The sequence below is a fragment of the Saccharopolyspora aridisoli genome (genome assembly GCF_004348445.1).
Lineage (GTDB): Bacteria > Actinomycetota > Actinomycetes > Mycobacteriales > Pseudonocardiaceae > Saccharopolyspora > Saccharopolyspora aridisoli.
In genome coordinates this window covers 41,925-63,069 of the sequence record NZ_SMKV01000007.1, presented here as the reverse complement: position 1 = coordinate 63,069, position 21,145 = coordinate 41,925, and the positions used below count along the sequence as shown (strand labels likewise).

The following is a 21,145-nucleotide window of genomic DNA, read 5'->3' as shown; positions in this document are numbered from 1 at the left end:
GCTGCGGCAATCGGCATCACCAGACACCGATGACCCCGGACACCGCCGTGATCGGGTCCACCCGGCACCGTGGTGGTGGTGACCCTGATCAACGCCGTGATCGGTCGCTGAGTACGGCGGTGGTCGGTGGGGCGGTGGAGTCAGACGAGCCGGAGTTGTTCTTGGGAGCGGCCTGCGGTGTAGGCGTCGGTGTTGAAGCGGTCGTGGAGGGGGACTGTCCCGTAGAGGGTCCAGCGCAGGATCGCGGGCCAGGGGCCGTAGCCGGCGTCGGTGTTGAGGTGACCTCCGTCGAGGATGATGTCCATCTCGACCTGCAGGTCCTCGGCCAGGGCGTGGGCGCGGTGCATCGGCAGGTAGACGTCTCCGGTGCCGACCACCAGGCGGGTCATGCCTGCCGCGCGGCGCAAGGACGTCGCATCAGCCGGGTACGGGGTGATGTCGCGGGAGTCCGGGTGGTCCCACTCGGTGTCCGGCGGGGCCACCAGCAGGACCCGGTCCGCGCTGCGGTGCTCCGTACCCGCGCTGGCAGCGTGGTGCAGCCACAGCGCCGCTCCGGACGAGTGCGCGGCCACCACCAGCTCCGCTTCCGGCGGCACCGCCGCGAGCTCCTCCCGCAGCGCGGGCAGCCATCGCCGCAGATCCGGCCGGTCGGGGTCCGGCAGCAGCGGTGCGTGGACCTCGACGTCGTGGTCACGGAGCTGCCCGGCCAGCCACTGCTGCCAGTGCCACGGACCTGCACCGGTCATCCCGTGGACCAGCAGAACGTGCATCTCGCTCATGGCAGGCACTCCCGGACTCGTCGTCGCCACCCCATCCAACATCAACTATTCACCGCGGCGCCGCAGGACATGGCACCGGGTGCCCGCGACCTGACCGGCATGACCGGTTGGGTGACGGGCCACGAAAACGCCCCGTGCCGAGACCGGCACGGGGCGTTCGCGAAATGACAGCTCAGGCGGACTTCTCGCGGCGCTCCCGGCGCGATGCCTGACGGGCCACGATCGTCGGGTTGACGTTCTCCCGCACGGTCTGCTCGGTGATCACGACCTTCGCCACGTCCGAGCGGCTCGGGATGTCGTACATGACCGGCAGCAGGACCTCCTCCAGGATCGCGCGCAGACCGCGCGCCCCGGTGCCCCGCAGGATCGCCTGGTCGGCGATGGCCTCCAGCGCGGTCTTGGTGAACTCCAGCTCCACGTTGTCCATCTCGAACAACCGCTTGTACTGCTTCACCAGCGCGTTGCGCGGTTCGGTGAGGATCTGCACCAGAGACGCCTTGTCGAGGTTCGTCACGCTGGCCACCGTGGGCAGCCGGCCGATGAACTCCGGGATCAAGCCGTACTTGATCAGGTCCTCGGGCATCACGTCGGAGAAGTGGTCCGCGGTGTCGATCTCGGACTTGGAACGCAGCTCCGCACCGAACCCGACGCTGTGCTTGCCGACCCGCTCCTCGACGATCTTCTCCAGCCCGGCGAACGCGCCGGCCACGATGAACAGCACGTTCGTCGTGTCGATCTGGATGAACTCCTGGTGGGGGTGCTTGCGACCGCCCTGCGGCGGCACGCTCGCCGTGGTGCCCTCCAGGATCTTCAGCAGCGCCTGCTGCACGCCCTCACCGGAGACGTCGCGCGTGATCGACGGGTTCTCGCTCTTGCGAGCGATCTTGTCGACCTCGTCGATGTAGATGATGCCGGTCTCGGCGCGCTTGACGTCGTAGTCGGCGGCCTGGATCAGCTTGAGCAGGATGTTCTCGACATCCTCGCCCACGTACCCGGCTTCGGTCAGCGCCGTGGCGTCGGCGATCGCGAAGGGCACGTTGAGCATCTTGGCCAGCGTCTGCGCCAGGTAGGTCTTGCCGCAGCCGGTCGGACCGAGCATCAGAATGTTGGACTTGGCCAGCTCGACGGCCTCTTCACCACGCGCCTCACGCCGCTCACCGGCCTGGATGCGCTTGTAGTGGTTGTAGACCGCGACCGAGAGGTTGCGCTTCGCCGGGTCCTGCCCGATGACGTACTGGTCGAGGAACTCGTGGATCTCCGCCGGCTTGGGCAGCTCGTCGAGCTTGACCTCCCCGGCCTCGGCCAGCTCCTCTTCGATGATCTCGTTGCAGAGATCGATGCACTCATCGCAGATGTACACGCCGGGGCCGGCGATGAGCTTCTTCACCTGCTTTTGGCTCTTCCCGCAGAAGGAGCACTTCAGCAGGTCGCCGCCGTCACCGATACGTGCCATGACCGCTGACCCCGTCCCCTCCGGCGCGCCTCCCGAGTAGCGCGCCTGACCGTATGTGCCTCCGACGGTACCTGTCGTTCCCCGAGTTCGGGGAGACTCACAGTGTCCGCCATCGCCGAGCGTGCTGTGACCAGCCTCGCGTTCGGCGTGTCGCGTCCCGGTGACCGGGCGTGGCGCCCGGTCCGCCTCAGGACCACCGACCAGAACTCACCCAGAGCCGGGACGTTTCCCGGGGGCCCGGACGCCCCCGGGGAACGCCACCTCAGGACTGCTGCGCCGAGAGCTTCCGGTACGGCACGACCTCATCGATGATGCCGTACTCCTTGGCCTGCTCGGCGGTGAGGATCTTGTCGCGGTCGACGTCCTCGTGCACCTGCTCCTTGGAGCGCTTGGTGTGCTTGGCCAGCGAGGATTCCATCAGGTCACGCATCCGCTGGACCTCGGCGGCCTGGATCTCGAGGTCGGAGACCTGACCGTAGATGCCCTCCACGGACGGCTGGTGGATGAGCACGCGGGAGTTGGGCAGCGCCTGGCGCTTGCCCTCGGTGCCCGCAGCCAGCAGCACCGCCGCCGCCGAGGCCGCCTGGCCCAGGCAGATGGTGCGCACGTCGGGACGCACGTACTGGATGGTGTCGTAGATGGCCATCATCGCGGTGAACGAGCCACCGGGGGAGTTGATGTACATCTGGATCTCTCGGTCCGGGTCGTCGGACTCCAGGAAGAGCAGTTGCGCCATCACGTCGTTGGCCGACGCGTCGTCGACCTGGACGCCGAGGAACACGATGCGCTCCTCGAACAGCTTGTTGTACGGGTTGGACTCCTTGACCCCGTACGCGGTGCGCTCGACGAACGACGGCAGCACGTACCGGGACTGAAGAGACTGGTAAGGGTTCACGACGGGTGACTCCTCGTAACTAGGTCCGGGTGCGGGGGGTGATCAGCTGGTCGGCAGGTTCGCCGCGCTCGCCACGTAGTCCACGAGCCCGTAGTCGCGAGCCTCGTCGGCGGTGAACCACCGGTCCCGGTCGAAGTCGGTCATGATCGTCTCGATGGACTTGCCCGTCTGCCCGGCGATCAGGGCCGCCATCTCTTCCTTGTGCTTGGTGAACATCTTCGCCTGGATGGCGATGTCCGCCGCGGTGCCACCGAGGCCCGCCGAAGGCTGGTGCATCATGATCCGCGCGTGCGGCAGCGCGAAGCGCTTGCCCTTGGCGCCCGCGGACAGCAGGAACTGCCCCATCGAGGCCGCCATGCCCATCGCGACCGTGGCCACGTCCGGCTTGACCAGTTCCATGGTGTCGTAGATCGCCATGCCGGCGGTGACCGAGCCGCCCGGCGAGTTGATGTACAGCGAAATGTCGCGGTCCGGGTCCTCGGCCGCCAGCAGCAGCAGCTGCGAGCAGATCTGGTTCGAGATGTTCTCCTCGACCTGGGAGCCGAGGACGATGATCCGCTCCCGCAGCAGCCGCTCGTAAACCGAGTCGTTGAGCGAGAGTCCGTTCGTGCCCGTCCGCATGGACGGCGCCTGCGCGTTGGACGCCGGAACAGTCAGGTGCTGCGTCACGTCTCCCCTGCCTTCTCCCACAATGGGCCCTTGTCCACCCTGGTCAGTCGGGTCTTGCCGGAGCTCTTCGCAGTCCTCCAAAGTGGACCGGACGAGCCACCGGGTGTCCTCGGTGACCGCAGGTGATGTCCTGCTTCCCTACTCGGGTGATCCGCTACAACCGACCCTAACGAACGTGGACGGCACCAGCTTCCCAGTACCGCCCACGTTCGCTTAGAGCTTGCGTATCAAGTTGTTCGGCGAGAGCCGGGTCACTCCTTGGCGGACTCCGCCTTCTCGTCGGTGGCCTCGGCCTCGGTGGCCTCGCCCTCGACGACCTCGGGGGTCTCCTCGCCCTCCTGCGGGCCGAACAGCTCGTCCATGTCCATCTCGTTGCCGGCCGAGTCGGTCACGGTGGCCTGGCGGACCACCGAGAACAGCGCCTTGCTGCGGCGGACGTCGGCGAACAGCGCGCCGATCTGGCCGGACTCCTGGGCCTGCTGGACGAACTGGTCCGGGCTCATGCCGAAGCGCTGCGCCTGGTAGATGATCCGCTGGGTCAGCTCCTCGTCGGAAACCGACACGCCCTCTTCATCGGCGATGGTGTCCAGCACCAGCTGGGTGCGGACGGCCTTCTCAGCCTCTTCGCGGGTCTCGGTGTCGAACTGCTCGCGGTTCTTGTCCTGCGTCTCGAGCCAAGCCTCGAAGGCCTTCTCGTCGTGGTCGAACGGGTGCACCGCGTCGTGCTGGCGCGCCTCGACCTCCTGCTCCACGACCTTCTCCGGCAGCGGGACCTCGATGGTCTCCAGCAGCACGTCCAGGACCTTGTCCCGGGCCTGCATGCCCTGCTCCATCTTCTTGACCCGGGCCAGGCGCTCGCGCAGGTCGGCGATCAGCTCGTCGATCGAGTCGAACTCGCTGGCCATCTGCGCGAACTCGTCGTCGGCCTCCGGCAGCTGGCGCTCCTTGATGGAGTTCACCTTCACCGAGACCTCGGCGTCCTTGCCCGCGTGCTCGCCCGCCACCAGCTTCGTGGTGAAGGTCTTGGTCTCGCCCTCGGTCGCGCCGATCACCGCGTCGTCGATGCCCTCGACGAGCTGACCCGAGCCGATCTCGTAGGACAAGCCGGAGGTTTGAGCGTCCTCGACCTCTTCACCGTCGACCGTGGCCGACAGGTCGATGCTGAGGAAGTCGCCCTCCTGCGCCGGGCGCTCGACGCCGGCCAGGGTGCCGAAACGAGCGCGCAGCGAGTCCAGCTGCTCGTTGACGTCCTCTTCCGCGACCTCGACGTCGTCAACGGTCACCGACAGCTCGCCGAAAGCGGGCACGGTGATCTCGGGGCGGACGTCGACCTCGGCGGTGAACGCGATCTCCGCGCCGTCCTCGATCTTGGTCACCTCGATGTCCGGGCGACCGAGGGTGCGCAGCTCGTCGCTGTTGACGGCCTCCAGGTACTTGGCCGGAACCGCCTCGTTGACGACCTCGTCGAGCACGGGTCCACGACCGATGCGGCTCTCCAGCACCCGCGCCGGGACCTTGCCCGGCCGGAAACCGGGGATGCGGACCTGCTGGGCGAGTGCCTTGTACGCGCGGTCGAAGTTCGGCTTGAGCTCGTCGAACGGCACCTCGACGTTGATCCGGACGCGCGTCGGGCTCAGGTGCTCGACGGTGCTCTTCACGTGGTCTCCTAGTGCGAACGTGCTTGATTCCCCGGCGCTGGTCTCAGGGCGCGGCCAAACACCACGTCCAATGCCGGGCTGACCACCGAGTCTATTGCTTCCCACCCGGGCACACGGTCCGGGGTTGCGACAGGGGGGTCGGGCTTGGTCACCGAGCCGCTCAGCGAACCGGCGGACCACCGAGATCCGTCGGTGTCGACGCCGTCACGATGCCCGCCGCCGGAGACGACGCGGGAGCGGAGGGCGGGCCGGGAACCCACAGGGAGATGGCGATCAGCGCCACCACGGCGGCGCACAGCACCGCGCACACCACGGCTGCCGACCGCTGAACGCCGGGCCCGGCCAGAATCGCATCACGCACGCAGGGGAAATCGGCCCGGTTCACCAGGTCGTTACCGGACCCGGTCACCCGTTGCGGTGCGAATCACTCCCGCGCGGGCTCTGCTGAGGAGCGAAACCGGCCACTCGCGAACCTGCGAGCGGCCGGCCGACACGTCGGGGTGGCGGGATTTGAACCCACGACCCCTCGCACCCAAAGCGAGTGCGCTACCAACCTGCGCCACACCCCGTCCGACGTGCGACGCACCCGGGACGACCGGGTGCGTTGCGAAGAGCCTATCGCGACCGGTTAAGCTGGGGCACGCAAGGTCACCAACGGACCGCGGCAACCCCGCGAGACCAGGTGGAACCGGCACGCGGGCGTAGCTCAATGGTAGAGCCCCAGTCTTCCAAACTGGCTACGCGGGTTCGATTCCCGTCGCCCGCTCCGAACAGGGCGGAGACCCCGGTGAGCCCACCGGGATCTCCGCCCTTCGTCTTTCCGGGCCCGCGTCTTGTCCGGGCCCGCACGCGTGAGGCGGTTGTGGGCCCTGATACCGCTGTGACCAGCAGGAAGAACACCTTGGGCGTTGGCCGCCGGGTGGGGGATGCTGGAAGCGATTCCGGATTCGAGCAGGGGGCCACGTGCGGCGGCTGGAGTACAAGTGGCTGGTCGGCACCACCTTCGTACTGGCGCTGATCATGCAGATCCTGGACGTCACGATCCTCAACGTGGCGCTGGCCACGCTGGGGCGTGAGTTCCAGGCCGAGCCTGCCCAGCTCCAGTGGGTGCTGACCGGTTACATGATCAGCCTCGCGGTCTTCATCCCCTCCTCCGGCTGGATCGCCGACCGCTTCGGCAGCAAGAAGACCTTCCAGGCCGCGGTGATCACCTTCACCCTCGCCTCGATGCTGTGCGGGATGGCGATCTCGATGCCGATGCTGGTCGGCTCCCGCATCCTCCAGGGCGTCGGCGGCGGCATGCTCGTCCCGGTCGGGCAGGCGATGATGTTCCGCGCCTTCCCGGCCCACGAGCGCGCGAAGGCCGGAGCGGTGCTGGCCATCCCGATCACCGTCGCGCCGATGCTCGGCCCGCTGCTCGGCGGCGTTCTCGTCGAGTACGCCAGCTGGCGGTGGATCTTCTTCATCAACCTGCCGGTCGGGGCGCTCGCACTGCTGTTCACGATCTTGTTCCTCCACGAGGAGTCGACCCGCGATCCAGGCCGCTTCGACGTGCCCGGTTTCGTGCTCGCCGGCGCGGGCCTGGCCACCCTGCTCGTCGGGCTGGACCAGGGTTCGCAGATCGGCTGGAGCTCGCCGGCGGTGTGGCTGAGCCTCGTCGTGTCGGTGCTGCTCATCGGCGGCCTCGTGTGGCGCGAGCTCACCGTCAGATCGCCGATGCTGGACCTTCGGCTGCTCGCCAACCGCCTGTTCGGCACCGGCAACCTGCTGCTGCTGTGCATGACAGGCGCGATGTTCGGCGTGCTGTTCCTCATCCCGCTCTACCTGCAGACGCTGCGCGGCGTGTCGCCGATGTTCACCGGGCTGACGCTGATGCCCCAGGCCATCGCGATGCTGGCCACGACGCAGGTGGTCAGCCGGGCCTACGGGCGCATCGGCCCGAAGCGGCTGGTGATCGCCGGGTTCGTCGTCCAGCTGTTCATCGGCGGGCTGCTGCAGCTGCAGGACCTGAGCACCCCGCTGTGGGTCCTGGCCTTGATGCTGGCCACCCAGGGCGTAGCGATGGGCCTGCTCATGACACCGGTGCAGACGGCCACGTTCGCCGCCATCTCCGGCCCGGCGATGGGCATGGCCAGCTCGATGTTCAACGTCACCCGCCAGGTCGCCACGGCGCTGGGCACCGCGGTCGTGGCGACCGTGCTCACCGCGCTCATGCAGCACGGCGAATCCACTGTGGACCGCACCGTGCCTGCGATGGTGGTCGACGCTCAGATGAGCGCTTTCCACGGCGCGTTCCTGGTCTCGGTGGTCTTCGCGGTGCTGGGTATCGTGCTGGCATTGCGGGTGCGCGACGCCGATGCCGCGGCCACTCTCGACCGCCCGAAAGCCGCAGCACGGCAGGGTGAACCCGAGCCGTTGGAACCGTGAGATAGGTCAAGCGCGCCCCACTTCCGGACACGTCCGGGCACTATGTGAGGGGTGACCGACATGCCACATGCCGATCAGGTTCGCAATCACACGCGCTGGCGCACCGACTGGCACGCGGGCCGCACCGGGTACGCCTGGGTGCTGCCGCTGGCCGACCAAGCCGGCCTGCGCAAACTGGTCAACGACTACCAGTACGCGCTGCGCGATCTGCCCGGTTTCGACCTGGTCCCGCTGGAATGGATGCACATCCTGGTGCAGGAGATCGGCTTCACCGACGAGGTGGACTCCTCCCGCATCGAACCGTTGCTGGAGGCGGCCCGCCCGAAGCTGGCCGAGGTCATGCCGCTGACGCTGGCGTTCCACCACGCGGTCGTGCTGCCCGAGTCGCTGTCGCTGCCCGCCGAGCCGCAATCCAGCGTGCTCGACCTGCGCGCAGCCGTCCGCGAGGCGACCTCCGAGGTGCTGGGCGCGGACGCGGTCCCGTCGGAACCCGAGGACATCGACAAGCACGTGAGCCTCGCCCACTCCACCACCGACGGCCCGGCGATCTTCGCCATCGCGACCCTGCAGGCCACGATCGTCGAGTCGGCCACCGCGAAGGTCTCGGCGTTGTCGCTGGTCAAGATGAGCCGCGACCACTCCAGCACGGAGTGGGAGACGATCGCCGAGGTCCCGCTCGGCGGCTGACTCTGCGATCGTCCGCGCTGCACCATGCTTCGCGAGGGAGCTGGACGAGCTCGCGGCGGTGTTCGCGGCCGCGTTCCTGGAGGACAGGACATGGCCCGGTTGCGGCCGGCGATGCCGTTCGTCACGGCGCTGGGGGCCTTCGACGGCTCGCAGGTGATCGGCGCCGCCGGTCACCACAGCACCGCGATCACCCTCCCCGGCGGGCGCACGGCGCCGTCGGCGGAGTCACGCTCGTGGGCGTCAAGCCGGGGCACCGCCGCCGCGGCGTGCTGACCTCGCTGATGCGCGAGCAGCTCGACGGCCCGCGCCGATCCGCACGCCGCCGAGCGGAGCATCGTCGACGGGCTGGGGCTGCGGCTGGGCGACGTGCCCGCCGCGCTGCCGCCCGCGAGACGGCGTCGTCGCCCAGGTCAGCGACTCGTTCTGCGAGTGGAACAACGGCCGCTGGCGGCTCGACGGCGGGTCCACCACGACCCCGGCGCAGCTGGCGCTGGACGTCGCCGACCTGGCCGCCGCGTACCTCGGCGGCAGCACGCTGCACCAGCTCGCCGCCGCCGGGCGGGTCCGCGAGCTGGAACCGGGTGCGCTGAGCGCCGCGTCGCGCGCTCTGGCGACCGACCACGCTCCGAGCTGCCCGGACGCCTTCTGGCGTCCCCCTCACGCGAGTACCGTCGGAGGTATCGGTGCCCCCGGGGAGGCAGGGATGACCAGTGCACTCGTAGTCCTGCTGATCGTGCTCGTCGTGCTGGGAGCCACCGTGTGGTGGTCCCGGCAGAAGATCTTGACCCGCCAGCGCAAGCAGCTGGAGGACGACACGGCCGAGGCCCGTCGCTGGGTGGAGCGGCTGGGCGGTCAGGTCCTCAACCTGATCGGCACCAACGAGGCCGCCAAGCAGGCCCTCGCCGACGCGGCCGAACGGCACGGCGCCGCGCTCTCCCAGCTCGACCAGACCACGACCTCCACCCAGGCCCGGCTGACCTCGGAATCGGCGATGGAGGGGCTGTACTACGTGCGCGCCGCGCGCGTGGCGATGGACATGGATCCGGGACCTGAGCTGCCGGCGCTGTCCGGTCAGCGCTACGCGGGTCGCGTCAGCGAGGACCGCGAGGTCGAGGTCGATGGCCAGGTGCAGGTGGCTTCACCGGCACCGAGCGAACGCACCCCGCACTACTACCCGGGCGGCACGGTGGCCGGGAAACCCGTCCCGCAGGGCTGGTACAGCGACCCGTGGTGGAAGCCGGCGATGGCCGCGGGCATGTGGACCGCGGGTTCGTACATGATGATGTCCGCGATGTTCGTGGGCATGACCAGCGTCCCAGCCGAGGCCGCGAACGCGGACGGTTTCGCCGACGGAACCGCAGGTGACGCCGGCGCCGGCGGAGACCCCGGAGCCGCCGACAGCGGAGGCATGGACGGGTTCGACTTCGGCGGCTTCGGCTTCTGAGTCCTCACCCATGACGGCTCAGCTTCTCTTTCGAGGATGTCGTTGCAGGTGACGCAGGTCGAGAGCAAATCGCGACCCGAGTTGAGCTGAGCCCTCAGAAGGGTTGTCGCTGTTCGGGGTCACCACGTCGTCCTCGCCATGCGTTGGCGTTCAGCGGGCGGCGAGCGTGGTGAGCATGCCTTGGAGGCTCTGGGGCGCGCGGAGCCCTCGCGCCGTGGTGGCGGCATCGCTCAACATGCTCGCTCGGGCTGAGGCGACTTCCAGCTTCGCGACCTGTTCTGCGGCACGTTCCGCTTCCGACCAGGAGCGGACCTCGACCAGCGCGGAGACCAGGCTCACCGCGCCCAGGTAGGACGCCCACCGAAACTCCGCGGGAATGAATCTCCGCCGACGTCCAACACCTCATCCAGGCGCTCGACCAGGTTCCGAGCAGGGACTGCGCGGTCGTTCTCCCGACGGGACACGGCCGACTGGTCGACGTGGACGCGCTCGGCCAGTTGCCGCTGCGTCAGTCCCGACGCCGCGCGGTGCCGCCGCAGAATCCGTCCGAACGACTCGTCGGTCATGGGGATCGCACCTCCCGCCGGAGAACTCGCCCGATGCGGGCGTGACCCAGATGAGCGCGTGGGGCCGACGTTTCGGTGAGCCGCTGGTCACTCGGGTTGGCAGGTGGGGCACCAGTAGAGCTTGCGGGCGGCGAGGTCGGTGGTGAGGACCTCGTCGCCGCAGATCAGGCAGGGCATTCCCGCGCGGCGGTAGACGTAGACCTCGCCGCCGTGTCGGTCCTGGCGCGGGGCCCGGCCGATGGCTTCGGGGAGGTGCTGCGGACGGACGGTGTCGATGCGGCCGACCTCGACACCGGCGGCCATCAGCTCCACCAGGTCTGCCCAGATGAGGTCCCAGCGCTGCTTGCCGAGGTCGCGGCCGGGGGTCATGGGCGGGATGCCGTGCCGGAACAGGACTTCGGCGCGGTAGACGTTGCCGACCCCGGCGATGATCTTCTGGTCCATCAGCAGGGCGGCGATGCTGGTGCGCGACTTCGAGATCCGCGCCCACGCCCGCTCCGGTTCCGCGTCGGTGCGCAGCGGGTCCGGGCCCAGCCGGTCGCGCACAGCGGCGGCCTCCTCGGGGGTGAGCAATTCGCACTTGGTGGGTCCGCGCAGATCGGTGAAGTGCGTGGGGCCGACGATGCGCATCCGCACCTGGCCGCGCGGTTCGACGACCGGCAGCTCGCTCTCGGTGAACGTCCCGTAGAGCCCGAGGTGGACGTGCACGACGAGGTCGCCGGCGTAGGAGTGGAACAGGTTCTTGCCGTGCGCCTCGGCCCGCTCGAACACGGCCCCGTCCAGCACCGACGCGCTGGAAGCGAAACGTCCCTGCGGACTGCTGACCCGAACAGCGGCGCCCGCGAACAGCTCGTGGTGCACCCCGGCGAGCCGGTGCAGCGTGTGGCCTTCCGGCAAAACCCGTCCTCCCGAACTCGTCGTGCGCGGGAGGAAAGTCAAGCACACGCCGCCGGAAGGCCCTGCCAGGGGAGCCTCAGATGAGGACCCAGACCACGATCGATTCCAGCAGGTAGATGACCGTGCACCACAGGGCGATCCACAGGCCCCGTCGGACCGGGCGCTCCACGTGCCGGAGGAATCCGGCGACGAACGCCACCAGCACCACCGCGACCGCCCCGGCGATGAGCCACAGCCCCGCGCCCAACCCGCAGTCCGGCTGGGGGCAGGTCGAACCCGGACCGCCGATCAGCACCGGGGACAGGGCGCTGTTGACGAAGAACAGCACGCCGGCACCGACGGCGGTCGCGAGGAGTGCTGTGAGGGCGACGTGGAGACGCATCGTCGAAGTCTCCCAGAGATCATCCGGCAGCCGCACTACGATCCACCCGTGAGCAACGGGTGGATCGAGGTGGCCGAGCGGGTTTTCGCCCGCCGCCACGCCGAACTCGACCTGACCACAGGTCTCGTCGTCGGAGACGATGCCGCGCTGGTGGTCGACACCCGGGGCGATCACCGCCAGGGCGCCGAACTGGCCGAGGCGGTCCGCCAGATCACTCGCGCACCCCTGCGAATCGCCCTCACCCACGGGCACTTCGACCACTGCTTCGGCACCTCGGCGTTCTTGCCCGCACCAGTCTGGGCCCACCACCGGTGCCCGGGCTTCCTCGACCGGACCGCCTCCACGCAGCGCGAGCGCTGGGTCGAGCACTACCGGGAGCAGGACGATCCCGACACGGCCGACGCCCTCGCCGCCTCCATCCCGGCACCCCCAGACCACCTGGTCGCGGACGCGGCGGAGCTGGACCTGGGCGGACGCGCGGTGCGCCTGCACCACCCCGGCCTCGGGCACACCGACCACGACCTGGTCGTCGAGGTCCCCGACGCCTCAGTCGTCTTCGCCGGAGACCTCGTCGAGCAAGGCGCTCCCCCGGACTTCGAAGACGCCCACCCCCAGCACTGGCCCGCCGCGGTGGACGCCCTGCTCGCCCTGAACCCAACAACCGTCGTCCCAGGCCACGGCACCCCGGTCACCCCGGACTTCGTGCGAGGCCAGCACGCGGAACTGGCCCTCCTCGCCGAGGTGTGCCGAGGGCGGCTTCCGGCCGCGAGATCGCCCTTCCCGGACGACACCACCGGCATCGCGCTAGGCCGTTCGACCCAGTGAAATGCATCGTTCGGCCGCATTGTGCTGCTCGGTGGCACCGAGGCGGCGAGGCACACGTCAAACTGACCGGAGCCATCAAATCCGCACTGCGCGTGCTGTTGAGCCGGGGGAAGGCTGGAGATGTCTGGACGGGACTTCGACGCGTCGAGCGACGAGAAGGTGGCGCGGAACGCCGCGTTGCGGAACCAGATCGACGACATGCTCGCTGACCTGCGCAAGCGCACCGCGGACGTCCAGGAGAAGCGGGACACCGCCGCGCAGCAGACCTTCGAGGTCACCTCCGACGACGGCATGGTCGGCGTGCGCGTGGACGCGACCGGGACCGTGCAGGAAGTTCGCCTGTCGGACAAGGCGTTCGAGCGCACCAACCCGGAGAAGCTGGCGCGGGCGATCACCAGCGTGATCCGCGAGGCCTCCGGGACGGCGCAGCGGCGGTTGCAGGCCGAGTTCGAGCCGATGGCCGACACGTCCAACGTGCCCGAGGTTCCCGGGATGCCCTCGCTGCAGGGTCTGCTCAACAGCGGCCCCCTCATCACACCGCCCGATCCCGATGCCGAGCGCGCTCAGCGCCGCAGTGAGGAGGCCCAGACCGGGCGGGCCGCGGCCGCGCCTCAGGTGCAGGCCGCGCCTGACGACTGGGACGACGACTGGGAGAGCAACCGCCGAGGGGGCCGCCGATGAGCGGCAAGATGCGGATGCAGCCCGAGGAGATCCGCTCGGGCGGCAAGAAGATCGGCGACTCCGGGGACGACCTGGATCAGGTCCTGAGCACCCTGAAGTCCTCTTTGGACGGTGAAGGCGAGTGCTGGGGAAACGATGAGGCCGGCCAGACGTTCGGCGGCGACTACACCAAGGGCCGCGACAGCGTGCTGGACAGCCTGAAGAAGGTCGTCAAAGCGCTCGGCGACATCGACGACAACCTCAAAGCCACCGCCGACGACACCGAGTCCGGCGACGCCCAGTCCGCAGGCGGCATCGGCAAGGCCGGCTCGGACATGCCCCGGTAGGGAGTTGACTTCACTTGAGCATCGAGATGCCCGACGAGGTCAAGTGGCTGCTGCCGATCGTCGTCGGACAATCCTGGCCCGAAGGTGACGAGGACGCCATGCGTCGGATGGCCGACGCATGGCGCACCGCCGCCGACGGCATCGACGGGGTCCAGAGCTCCGCCAACGGAGGCGCCCAGCAGGTCAAGTCCGCGATGGAGGGAAAGACCGGCGAGGCGTTCACCAAGCTGTGGAAGGACATCGGCGACGGCGGCGAATCAGCGCTGCCGAAGCTCAAGGAGGCGTGCGAGAAGCTCGCCAACTCGTGCGATGACGCAGCGCTGGACGTCGAGCACACCAAGCTGACCATCATCGCCTCGCTGATCGCGCTGGCGATCCAGATCGCCGCGATGCTCGCCGCCGCGCCGGCCACCTTCGGCGCCTCCACGGCCGGCATCGCCGCAGCTCAGGGCATCACCCGGGCGGTGGTGCTGCAGATCTTCAAGCAGTTGGTGTTCAGCATCCTCAAGAACGTCGCCATCGAGGTCGCCACCTCGGTCGCCATCGAGTTCGCGGTGCAGGGCACGCAGGTCGCCATGGGCAATCGCGACGGGCTCGACGGAGGCAAGTTCAAGGAGGCGGCGATCAGCGGCGCCATCGGCGGCGCCGTGGGTGGCGTCTTCGAGGGCGTCGGCAAGTCCGTCGGCAGGGGTGCCGGAGACGCCGTCGGCGACGCGGCCGGTGACGCTGCGGGCAACGCGGGCACCGCCGCCGGGCGCGCGGCGGGCGACGCCGCAGGTGACGCGGCTGGTGAGGCCGCCGAGAGCGCCGCGAAGTCCATCGGCAAGGAAGCCGTGAAGGAAGGCGCCCTCGGCGCCGCCGAAGGCGCGGTGGGCAGCGTCGCCGAGCAGGCGATCATGGAAGGCAAGATCGACTGGGGCGACGTCGGCACCGGTGCGATGTCCGGCGGCGCCACCGGCGCCGGCATGGGCGGCCTCGGCGCGGGCAAGGAGCACTTCGGCGGCAACGTCGACGTGCCCGACACCGACGGGGGTTCGTCGAGCACGGGTTCCTCGTCGGACTCCGGAGGATCGTCTTCTTCCGACTCCGGGTCGTCCTCGTCCGATTCCAGCAGCTCCGGCTCGGATTCGGGCGGTTCGTCCTCGGACTCCGGCGGTTCTTCGTCGGGTTCCAGCAGTTCTTCGTCGGATTCGGGTAGCTCGTCCTCGGACTCCGGCACGTCCGCGTCGTCCTCGGACAGCGGGTCGTCGAGTTCCGGCAGTTCCTCTTCCGACTCCGGCGGCTCGTCGGAGTCGGGTTCGCGCAGTTCGTCGTCGGATTCGGGTTCTGGCGGCTCGTCGGACTCCGGCGGGTCGTCCTCCGGTGCTTCGACCGCGAGCACGTCGGATTCCTCGGACGGATCCGGTGGCTCCGGCTCCTCGGACCGCTCGTCCGGTGGCGCTGACTCGTCGTCCGGCGGTTCCAGCGCGGCGGACAGCAGTTCGTCGTCCGGTGGCTCCTCAGCGCCGGAGGCGCGTTCCGCTTCGTCCGATTCGCCCTCGCCCACGTCCGACAGCGGTTCTTCGAGCTCCGAGGCCCGTTCCGGGCCGAGCGCTGACTCCCCGTCGTCCGGCGGCGACTCCGGTCGCTCGGCCGCACCCTCCACTTCGGATGCGAGCGGCTCGCCGTCCGGTGGCGACGGCGGCGGTCCCAGCCGATCCGGGGGTGGTGATTCGACGCCCTCGGCCGGGACCAGCGACTCGGGTTCGCGCGAATCCTCCGGCAGCGGAGGCACTTCCGGCGCGGGCATGGCGCATTCCGGTGGCGGTGGGACGTCGCCGAGCTCGCCTTCGGGTGGTTCCGGCGGCAGTTCGTTCAGCGGCACGCTGACCGGTGATCCCGACCGCTCGCCGAGCAGTCCGGCGAGCACGACCGCGTCGTCCAACGTGGACGCTCCCCCGGCGCCTGCGGCCTCGGGTGCCCCGGCTGCGGCAGGTCCTGCACCTCGTGCCGACCAGCCGGCGGCGGGTGGCCCGATGGGCGGCGTGGCCGGTGGCGCTCCAGGCGCGACCGGCGGCGGTTCCACGTCTTCGGCGGGTGGTGGTCGTCCCGGTGGCAGCGGTGGCTGGACCGGCACCGCGGGCACTCCAGGAGCCGCAGCACGACCGACGGGCGGCGACGCGGGTCCGCGCCCGGACACCTCCCGCCAAGGCCCCGCGTCCCGGGGCCCGGCAACCCCGGACGCGCCGTCGCGCCCGAACACCAGGCCGGACGGCGGTGTCCCGCAGCAGCGCACCCAGCAGGGCCCGAGCACGACTCCCCCACGCCCGGAGGCCACGACACCCCGCCCGGACGCGCCGACCCAGCGGCCCGACGGAACGGCACCACGACCGGAAGGACCAGGTCAGCGGCCCAACGGATCGACCCCGGAGGAAGCCGGCCGACCCAACGGGACGAGCCCGGAGACCCAGCGCCCCGACGACGGCTCGAACCCCTCGCGCCCTGACCACGACGGTCCCGATCCGCACGACACCGATGGCAAGCAGGACGGCCCGGACCGCCACGACGACTCCGACCAGCACCAGGACGCCGATCCGGGCACGCCGGAGCGCCAGGAGCAAATCGACGCCGCCGAGGCCAACCGGCAGGGGACCCCGGCCGGCTCGTCGTTCCACGACGACCCCAACATGCGGGACCTGGCGAGCCGGGTCCCGGACGACGGCGTCCACCACACCGTCGACGTCCACGCCTTACCCGACGGCCGCGTCCGCATCGGCGACAACACCTTCTCCGCGAAGGAATTCGCCGACATGCTCCGCCGCGACCCCAACTTCGACGGCAGCAAACCGGTCCGCCTCCTCTCCTGCGACGCGGGAACCAGCGGCCTGGCCCGAGACCTCGCCAACGAACTCGGCACCCCGGTCACCGCACCCCGCGGCCTCGCCTGGACCGACGGCAACGGCCGGGTCTTCGCCTCCGACATGGGCCCCGACGGCCGCCCGGGCTGGCCCCCGAACGGAGGCTGGGACACCCACAACCCCGACGGCACCACGACGTCAGCCAGCAACGACGGCTTCCACCCGCCCCGCGACGGGGAGGATCCAGGCGACGCTCCCGATGACGCCAAAGCCCGCGGAAAGAGCGGGGAGGGCGACTGGCGAGATCGACCGTATGAGGGCTCGGGAAGAACTCCCCGAGACAAGGTCAACGACCCTGACTACATCGACCGGCATTACTACCGACGCGAGAAAGATGGCAGGGTCGAACTCGTCTGGCGGTCGCAGCGCGAGGACGTGGACTCGAATGGAAATGCTCTTCCTGGACAACGCGACGACAACGGCGCGCTGACGCGCAAGCGCACCGACGAGTACGGAGAGCCAAAGCTCGACGTAAAACTCGTTGACGGCAAACCAGTCTTAGCCGACGACCTACCCGCCCCTGAGCCCTACTACCCGAAGGGCTCAGATTCCGCTCCATACCCGCGCGATGTCCAGCAACGCATCGAGCAGCAGATCGAAGCGAATATGGAGCGTCACCGCCGCGAAGGCGACGATCGTCCACTGAGCCACGAAAACCGTCCCTCGATCGCGGCTGATGCCGACCACGCACGAGCCCAATACGACCAAGCTAAGGCGGAGGCGGCAGAATCCGGGAAAATCCAACCTGACTCGTCGAAACGCGAGATCGAGCGAGCGCTGGACGACGACGTCGTCGCGGATAAGAAGTACCATGCAACAATCCGCACGAAACTGGGCGAGGAGACCGGTGAGGCGGTCGCCGACCGCTTCAGCCGCGACTTCATTTCGCGCACTTGGCGGGAGGACGCGAACACCGACCCCGTGCAGACCAATGTCGGATCAGCCGGCGGGCGCAGCGGTGCAGACGAATTCGACCAGATCCGAGAGCCAGTTGATGGAGAGTTCCTCGTCACCGAAGCGAAGGGCCCATACGCGTCGTACGACGATCGATGGGACATGACCGGCTCGCGCCGCGTCCAGCAAGGGCATCCAGCCTATTTCGACACGGTTCTTTCCAAGCTTTTCATCTCGGATCCGGAGCTCGCCACGCGGATTTCACTCGCTCGACAGCTCGACCTCGAAGACGGCCGCACCCCTCCGCGCGTTCAATACATCGGGGTTCAAGCAACCATCAAGGGTGATAGTATCGGCTACCAGGCCACTGAGTTCGATTTGGATCCACCCAAGTTGGACCCGTTGCGAAATCAAAACGACGATGCAGGTGAGCGATGATTACCATTGATAATCATCCTGCGGACACGCAGGAGGCAACCAAGAAGCTTCCCGCGCTCACCACCGGGTTCAACACGCTTGCTGCCGGAATCACCAAGGTTCCCAGCCAGCTGAACACGCTGGCGGACATCTCACTCATTCGCCTTGGGCACCAGTGTTCAGTGGATCGGACCGCCGACCTCCTGGAGACGTGGAAGGCCCTCACCACGGCCGACCAGACGATCTCCGCGATCTTCACCGCGGCGACCGCCGCCGAGGACTCGGTTGACTGCCTCATCGACGGCACGAGCTACGATGTCCCTTCTACCGGCCCGACGCACTACAGCAACGCAGATCGTTGGCAGAGCGCGTTGTGGCTGGCCATCATCAGTCGTGATTTCAAGCGAATTCGCCAGCTGTGCGAGGTTGAGGAATCCACACTGCGGGCCCAATCGGACGATTTCGACGAGTTCATCTACCACTGGATCAAGGCCCTGCAGGCGTACTTCATGAACGACAGCGAACAGCTGAAGGCCGAGATGGAAGAAACATCACGGCTCGTCGCACCCGAACATGTTTCCAAAACACCTCTCCCTTACCTAAGCGATATCTTCCACCCGCAGTTCATCGCCTTTCTCAGGCTTGGTGGCCGAGACAGCGACGGCTTCAGCCAGGCTCTCGCCGATGCTCTGCGTTCCCATCGGGACTTCTGGACGAGCTCCGAGTCTCAGGCGACGAACCCGGTTGGCCAGATTGCGCTCGCGCCACTGGCATTCGCGTGCCTCGCGAATGATTCCGGGCTCCCCGTAGAGGTTTCGTCCGGATACCTGCCGTCCGGTTTCGTCGTGGGGACGAGAAACACTGAGTACCAATTTTAAACACACCGCCGCAAGTTCGCCGTCCGACACCTCAGGGACCGACCGCCTGCGCGTGGCTATACCGTGGATTCCCGGCCATACCAACGGGTCCTGAACACGTTCAAGAACGCTTTCCCGAGACGCGGTCCGGAAACGAGAACGACAGCGGATTGCGACGGAAGACGAGGACTCCGGTGGAGAGCATTCGCGTCAATCGGGCGGAAACGTCGATGGACGATCGCATGATCACGACGTATCAGGAGCGTCCGTTCACCGGCGAAGTGGTCGACTTCGCCGAGGACGGGAGCACGGTCGAACTGACGAGTTTTGCGAACGGGATCGAGCACGGCCCCCAGTCAGAATGGTTCCCCGGCGGACAGAAGCGGCTGGAAGCCAGTGCGATCACGGAAAAGCGGTAGGCGAATGGCGTGAATGGTTCCAGACCGGCCAGCTCGCCAGGTACGAAGAGTTCAACGAGTTCGGTGACCTGGTGAAGCGGCAGCGCTGGAGCGAAGCGGGCGAGCTGACCGAGGACTACGTTGGCTCACCACCCCGCCGCTAGGAGCGGACGCCGAGGCGGCGCTGCGAAGCCGAAGTGGCCCCGAACCGGTGCTGGGTTTGGGGGCCACCGTTGTTGTGGTCAGTTGGTGAAGCGGTCGGACTTCACCGCGTTGAGGAAGATTGCCCACTGGGTGGGGTTGAAGGTGAAATAGCCGCCCTCGAGGTCCTTGATGTCACGGACAGCGGCGCAGTCTCCGAGGCGACCGACTTCGCCCAGATGATCCGTCTGAACGAGGACGAGCTCGACAGCGAGCCGCACGGCCCGCCCGCGGCCGACTTGTGCACTTCCCCTCCCGCACGACGACCGCCGTCCCACCTGGACCCTATTTCACCTGGTGAAACGTCGTGGTGATCGGATTTCAGTGGAGATCGGGTACCTGGTTTCAGTGGAAATCGGGACCCTGAGTTCCACTGAAATCCGGTCACTTCGTGTGCGGAGGCAGGGCCGTGCAGGGGTTGGGGGTGGACTCTTCTCGGCCGGGGGTCGGGCTTGGGGTCAGGTGGATTGGCGGCCGAGGCGGTCTGCGGTTCGGGTCGTTTCGGGGAGGCGGTAGTTCGGGGTCAGGCGGAGCACGAGGTCGCAGGCCGGCTGGAGCGCGTAGCGGTGGCCGATCGAGACGAAGACCGGTTTCACGCCTGTTCGGGTTCGCAGGGCTCTGCCCACCTCGTCGCCGTCCATGTCGAGCGGGGTCCAGTCACCTCGCTTCTCGCCCGGTGGGTCGTAGTGGCTCATGGGGGTCTTGCCGACGCCGATCGCGGGCAGGTCGGTGAGGACGCCGAGGTGGCAGGCGAGGCCGAAGCGGCGGGGGTGGGCCAGGCCTTGACCGTCGCAGACCAGGACGTCCGGGACGACCGCGAGCTCCTGCAGCGCCCTGATCAGCGCGGGGGCCTCGCGGAAGGCGAACAGGCCTGGAACGTAGGGGAAATCGGTGCGACCTCGGACGACTGCGCTGTCCACAACGGACGCGGTGGCCACGTCCAGGACAGTCACAGCGGCGACGAGTTCATCCGCGGATTCGCGGTAGTCCACGTCCAGCCCTGCGGCCGTGCGCACCTCGGCCGGCTCGCCGTCCGTGCGGACCAGCGGCCGCAGTCGCTCCTGGATGGCCACGGCTTCGGCCTCGGTCGTCGGCCAGTCATGGAGGTCGCGCACCTCGATCACAGCAGCGATCGTAGTCCTGAGCCGAGGGCGGCGAGGACTCCGAGGCCGGTGCGGATGTGGTCGAGGACCAGCGGGCGGTCGGCTTCGCGGGCGTTCCCGGCCCTCGGCCGGGACGTCGGACCAGCGCAGTTTCGGCCACCCCCTCGGTCATCCGGCCGACCGCGCCCCATGGACCGCGTCGTGCCGGGTTGCGGGCCCCACGGTCACGCGCCTGCGACGGCCGTCGTGGCTCGGGGGTGACAGCGCGTTCGCGCGGCACCAGCAGCATGAGCAGCGCACCGGCCACGGCCAGCCCTGCCATGACGACGAAACCGCTGGTGAAGCTACCCGTGCTGGACACGATGAAGCCCATCGCCGAAGGCGCCACGATCCCGGACGCCGCGAAGGCCGCGTCGGCGAAGCCGCCAAGTTCACCGGCAACGCCGAGCGGGCGGTGGGAGCGGACCGCGCCGCCGAGATCGTCGCATCGCTGTGGGACCTGCGCGACGACCGCCCGGTCGCCGAGGTCATGTCCGGCTTGCAGCGGACCTGAGCCGGCCCGGCGGCCGAAGCCGTCTCCGGATGGCTTCGGCCTCTGTGGACGGTCGAGAACTGTGATGACCGTTAAAAATTGGCCGCAGGGCATCGCCGCAGGTCGAGGCAGCCTTCCGGGAAAACATCGGGAATGA

At 68.6% G+C, this 21,145-nt stretch carries 21 protein-coding genes, 2 tRNA genes and 2 pseudogenes; 12 read left to right on the top strand and 13 right to left on the bottom strand.

What is annotated here, in order from left to right; all coding sequences use genetic code 11:
• Nucleotides 1–140 precede the first annotated feature (140 nt).
• The 7 genes from E1161_RS07565 to E1161_RS07535 form a co-directional block, all read right to left on the bottom strand.
• On the bottom strand, nucleotides 141–779 hold the full coding sequence (locus E1161_RS07565; protein WP_132621011.1) for an RBBP9/YdeN family alpha/beta hydrolase: 639 nt from the start codon (nucleotides 777–779) through the stop codon (nucleotides 141–143).
• 172 nt (nucleotides 780–951) lie between these two features.
• Entirely contained in the window at nucleotides 952–2,232 is a 1,281-nt protein-coding gene (clpX, locus tag E1161_RS07560; RefSeq protein ID WP_132621009.1) for an ATP-dependent Clp protease ATP-binding subunit ClpX, read from the bottom strand.
• Between the two features lie 262 nt (nucleotides 2,233–2,494).
• On the bottom strand, nucleotides 2,495–3,127 hold the full coding sequence (locus E1161_RS07555) for an ATP-dependent Clp protease proteolytic subunit (protein ID WP_132621007.1): 633 nt from the start codon (nucleotides 3,125–3,127) through the stop codon (nucleotides 2,495–2,497).
• Nucleotides 3,128–3,169: 42 nt separating this feature from the next.
• Nucleotides 3,170–3,796 (bottom strand): ATP-dependent Clp protease proteolytic subunit, encoded by a 627-nt coding sequence (locus tag E1161_RS07550; RefSeq protein WP_132621005.1) that lies wholly within the window; start codon nucleotides 3,794–3,796, stop codon nucleotides 3,170–3,172.
• 251 nt (nucleotides 3,797–4,047) lie between these two features.
• A complete protein-coding gene (gene tig, locus E1161_RS07545; RefSeq protein WP_132621003.1) occupies nucleotides 4,048–5,454 on the bottom strand; it encodes a trigger factor in 1,407 nt (468 codons plus the stop codon).
• 160 nt (nucleotides 5,455–5,614) lie between these two features.
• Nucleotides 5,615–5,815, bottom strand: a complete 201-nt coding sequence (locus E1161_RS07540; protein ID WP_132621001.1) for a hypothetical protein — start codon at nucleotides 5,813–5,815, stop codon at nucleotides 5,615–5,617.
• A gap of 134 nt (nucleotides 5,816–5,949) precedes the next feature.
• Nucleotides 5,950–6,023 (bottom strand) — tRNA-Pro (locus E1161_RS07535).
• Nucleotides 6,024–6,149: 126 nt separating this feature from the next.
• Here E1161_RS07535 and E1161_RS07530 point away from each other — a divergent pair.
• From E1161_RS07530 to E1161_RS07505, 6 genes and pseudogenes are all read left to right on the top strand, one after another.
• Nucleotides 6,150–6,220: transfer RNA gene (locus E1161_RS07530), tRNA-Gly, on the top strand.
• A 197-nt stretch (nucleotides 6,221–6,417) separates the two neighbouring features.
• Complete coding sequence (locus E1161_RS07525) at nucleotides 6,418–7,881, top strand: MDR family MFS transporter (RefSeq protein WP_132620999.1); 1,464 nt, start codon at nucleotides 6,418–6,420, stop codon at nucleotides 7,879–7,881.
• 60 nt (nucleotides 7,882–7,941) lie between these two features.
• The gene (locus E1161_RS07520) at nucleotides 7,942–8,568 is read left to right on the top strand and encodes a 2'-5' RNA ligase family protein (protein ID WP_132620997.1); all 627 of its coding nucleotides are present in this window, start codon (nucleotides 7,942–7,944) and stop codon (nucleotides 8,566–8,568) included.
• A pseudogene (locus tag E1161_RS28640) lies at nucleotides 8,532–8,828 on the top strand (hypothetical protein); the annotation flags it as partial. The gene E1161_RS07520 and the pseudogene E1161_RS28640, both read left to right, overlap by 37 nt.
• Before the next feature lie 50 nt (nucleotides 8,829–8,878).
• Nucleotides 8,879–9,193 (top strand): annotated as a pseudogene (locus E1161_RS07510) (sterol carrier protein domain-containing protein); the annotation flags it as partial.
• A 78-nt stretch (nucleotides 9,194–9,271) separates the two neighbouring features.
• Complete coding sequence (locus tag E1161_RS07505; protein WP_132620993.1) at nucleotides 9,272–10,012, top strand: hypothetical protein; 741 nt, start codon at nucleotides 9,272–9,274, stop codon at nucleotides 10,010–10,012.
• 150 nt (nucleotides 10,013–10,162) lie between these two features.
• Here the strand turns inward: E1161_RS07505 and E1161_RS07500 are convergent, their stop codons facing one another.
• The 4 genes from E1161_RS07500 to E1161_RS07485 all read right to left on the bottom strand — a co-directional run bounded on the left by E1161_RS07500 (nucleotide 10,163) and on the right by E1161_RS07485 (nucleotide 11,857).
• Nucleotides 10,163–10,351, bottom strand: a complete 189-nt coding sequence (locus E1161_RS07500; protein WP_132620991.1) for a hypothetical protein — start codon at nucleotides 10,349–10,351, stop codon at nucleotides 10,163–10,165.
• Entirely contained in the window at nucleotides 10,348–10,578 is a 231-nt protein-coding gene (locus E1161_RS07495; protein ID WP_132620989.1) for a helix-turn-helix domain-containing protein, read from the bottom strand. The genes E1161_RS07500 and E1161_RS07495 overlap by 4 nt, the downstream gene beginning before the upstream one ends.
• Before the next feature lie 87 nt (nucleotides 10,579–10,665).
• Nucleotides 10,666–11,475 carry an Fpg/Nei family DNA glycosylase gene (locus tag E1161_RS07490; RefSeq protein ID WP_132620987.1) on the bottom strand — a complete coding sequence of 270 codons (810 nt, stop codon included), beginning with the start codon at nucleotides 11,473–11,475 and terminating at the stop codon, nucleotides 10,666–10,668.
• 76 nt (nucleotides 11,476–11,551) lie between these two features.
• The gene (locus E1161_RS07485; protein WP_132620985.1) at nucleotides 11,552–11,857 is read right to left on the bottom strand and encodes a hypothetical protein; all 306 of its coding nucleotides are present in this window, start codon (nucleotides 11,855–11,857) and stop codon (nucleotides 11,552–11,554) included.
• A gap of 48 nt (nucleotides 11,858–11,905) precedes the next feature.
• On the opposite strand from E1161_RS07485, the gene E1161_RS07480 reads away from it, so the two are divergent.
• From E1161_RS07480 to E1161_RS07445, 6 genes are all read left to right on the top strand, one after another.
• The gene (locus tag E1161_RS07480) at nucleotides 11,906–12,682 is read left to right on the top strand and encodes an MBL fold metallo-hydrolase (protein WP_132620983.1); all 777 of its coding nucleotides are present in this window, start codon (nucleotides 11,906–11,908) and stop codon (nucleotides 12,680–12,682) included.
• 120 nt (nucleotides 12,683–12,802) lie between these two features.
• A complete protein-coding gene (locus tag E1161_RS07475; RefSeq protein ID WP_132620981.1) occupies nucleotides 12,803–13,363 on the top strand; it encodes a YbaB/EbfC family nucleoid-associated protein in 561 nt (186 codons plus the stop codon).
• Nucleotides 13,360–13,689: a WXG100 family type VII secretion target gene (locus E1161_RS07470; protein ID WP_235874860.1), complete on the top strand. Its 330-nt coding sequence runs from the start codon at nucleotides 13,360–13,362 to the stop codon at nucleotides 13,687–13,689. The genes E1161_RS07475 and E1161_RS07470 overlap by 4 nt, the downstream gene beginning before the upstream one ends.
• Nucleotides 13,690–13,703: 14 nt before the next feature.
• Entirely contained in the window at nucleotides 13,704–17,918 is a 4,215-nt protein-coding gene (locus tag E1161_RS27060) for a WXG100-like domain-containing protein (protein ID WP_165939719.1), read from the top strand.
• Entirely contained in the window at nucleotides 17,915–18,775 is an 861-nt protein-coding gene (locus E1161_RS07450) for an immunity 49 family protein (RefSeq protein ID WP_132620973.1), read from the top strand. The genes E1161_RS27060 and E1161_RS07450 overlap by 4 nt, the downstream gene beginning before the upstream one ends.
• Before the next feature lie 173 nt (nucleotides 18,776–18,948).
• The gene (locus E1161_RS07445) at nucleotides 18,949–19,173 is read left to right on the top strand and encodes a toxin-antitoxin system YwqK family antitoxin (protein WP_132620971.1); all 225 of its coding nucleotides are present in this window, start codon (nucleotides 18,949–18,951) and stop codon (nucleotides 19,171–19,173) included.
• A gap of 221 nt (nucleotides 19,174–19,394) precedes the next feature.
• On the opposite strand, the gene E1161_RS07440 is transcribed toward E1161_RS07445, so the two are convergent.
• Both E1161_RS07440 and E1161_RS07435 read right to left on the bottom strand, forming a co-directional pair.
• Nucleotides 19,395–19,574 carry a DUF397 domain-containing protein gene (locus E1161_RS07440; RefSeq protein WP_132620969.1) on the bottom strand — a complete coding sequence of 60 codons (180 nt, stop codon included), beginning with the start codon at nucleotides 19,572–19,574 and terminating at the stop codon, nucleotides 19,395–19,397.
• Nucleotides 19,575–19,811: 237 nt separating this feature from the next.
• Nucleotides 19,812–20,474: an endonuclease V gene (locus E1161_RS07435; RefSeq protein WP_207920145.1), complete on the bottom strand. Its 663-nt coding sequence runs from the start codon at nucleotides 20,472–20,474 to the stop codon at nucleotides 19,812–19,814.
• Nucleotides 20,475–21,145 lie beyond the last annotated feature (671 nt).

Excerpts from the sequence above, each read along its gene's own strand:
- E1161_RS07495 (WP_132620989.1), bottom strand. The coding sequence starts at position 10,578 with ATGACCGACGAGTCGTTCGGACGGATTCTGCGGCGGCACCGCGCGGCG.
- E1161_RS07505 (WP_132620993.1), top strand. The coding sequence starts at position 9,272 with ATGACCAGTGCACTCGTAGTCCTGCTGATCGTGCTCGTCGTGCTGGGA.
- E1161_RS07450 (WP_132620973.1), top strand. The coding sequence starts at position 17,915 with ATGATTACCATTGATAATCATCCTGCGGACACGCAGGAGGCAACCAAG.
- E1161_RS07470 (WP_235874860.1), top strand. The coding sequence starts at position 13,360 with ATGAGCGGCAAGATGCGGATGCAGCCCGAGGAGATCCGCTCGGGCGGC.
- E1161_RS07475 (WP_132620981.1), top strand. The coding sequence starts at position 12,803 with ATGTCTGGACGGGACTTCGACGCGTCGAGCGACGAGAAGGTGGCGCGG.
- E1161_RS07565 (WP_132621011.1), bottom strand. The coding sequence starts at position 779 with ATGAGCGAGATGCACGTTCTGCTGGTCCACGGGATGACCGGTGCAGGT.
- E1161_RS07520 (WP_132620997.1), top strand. The coding sequence starts at position 7,942 with ATGCCACATGCCGATCAGGTTCGCAATCACACGCGCTGGCGCACCGAC.
- E1161_RS07485 (WP_132620985.1), bottom strand. The coding sequence starts at position 11,857 with ATGCGTCTCCACGTCGCCCTCACAGCACTCCTCGCGACCGCCGTCGGT.
- clpX (WP_132621009.1), bottom strand. The coding sequence starts at position 2,232 with ATGGCACGTATCGGTGACGGCGGCGACCTGCTGAAGTGCTCCTTCTGC.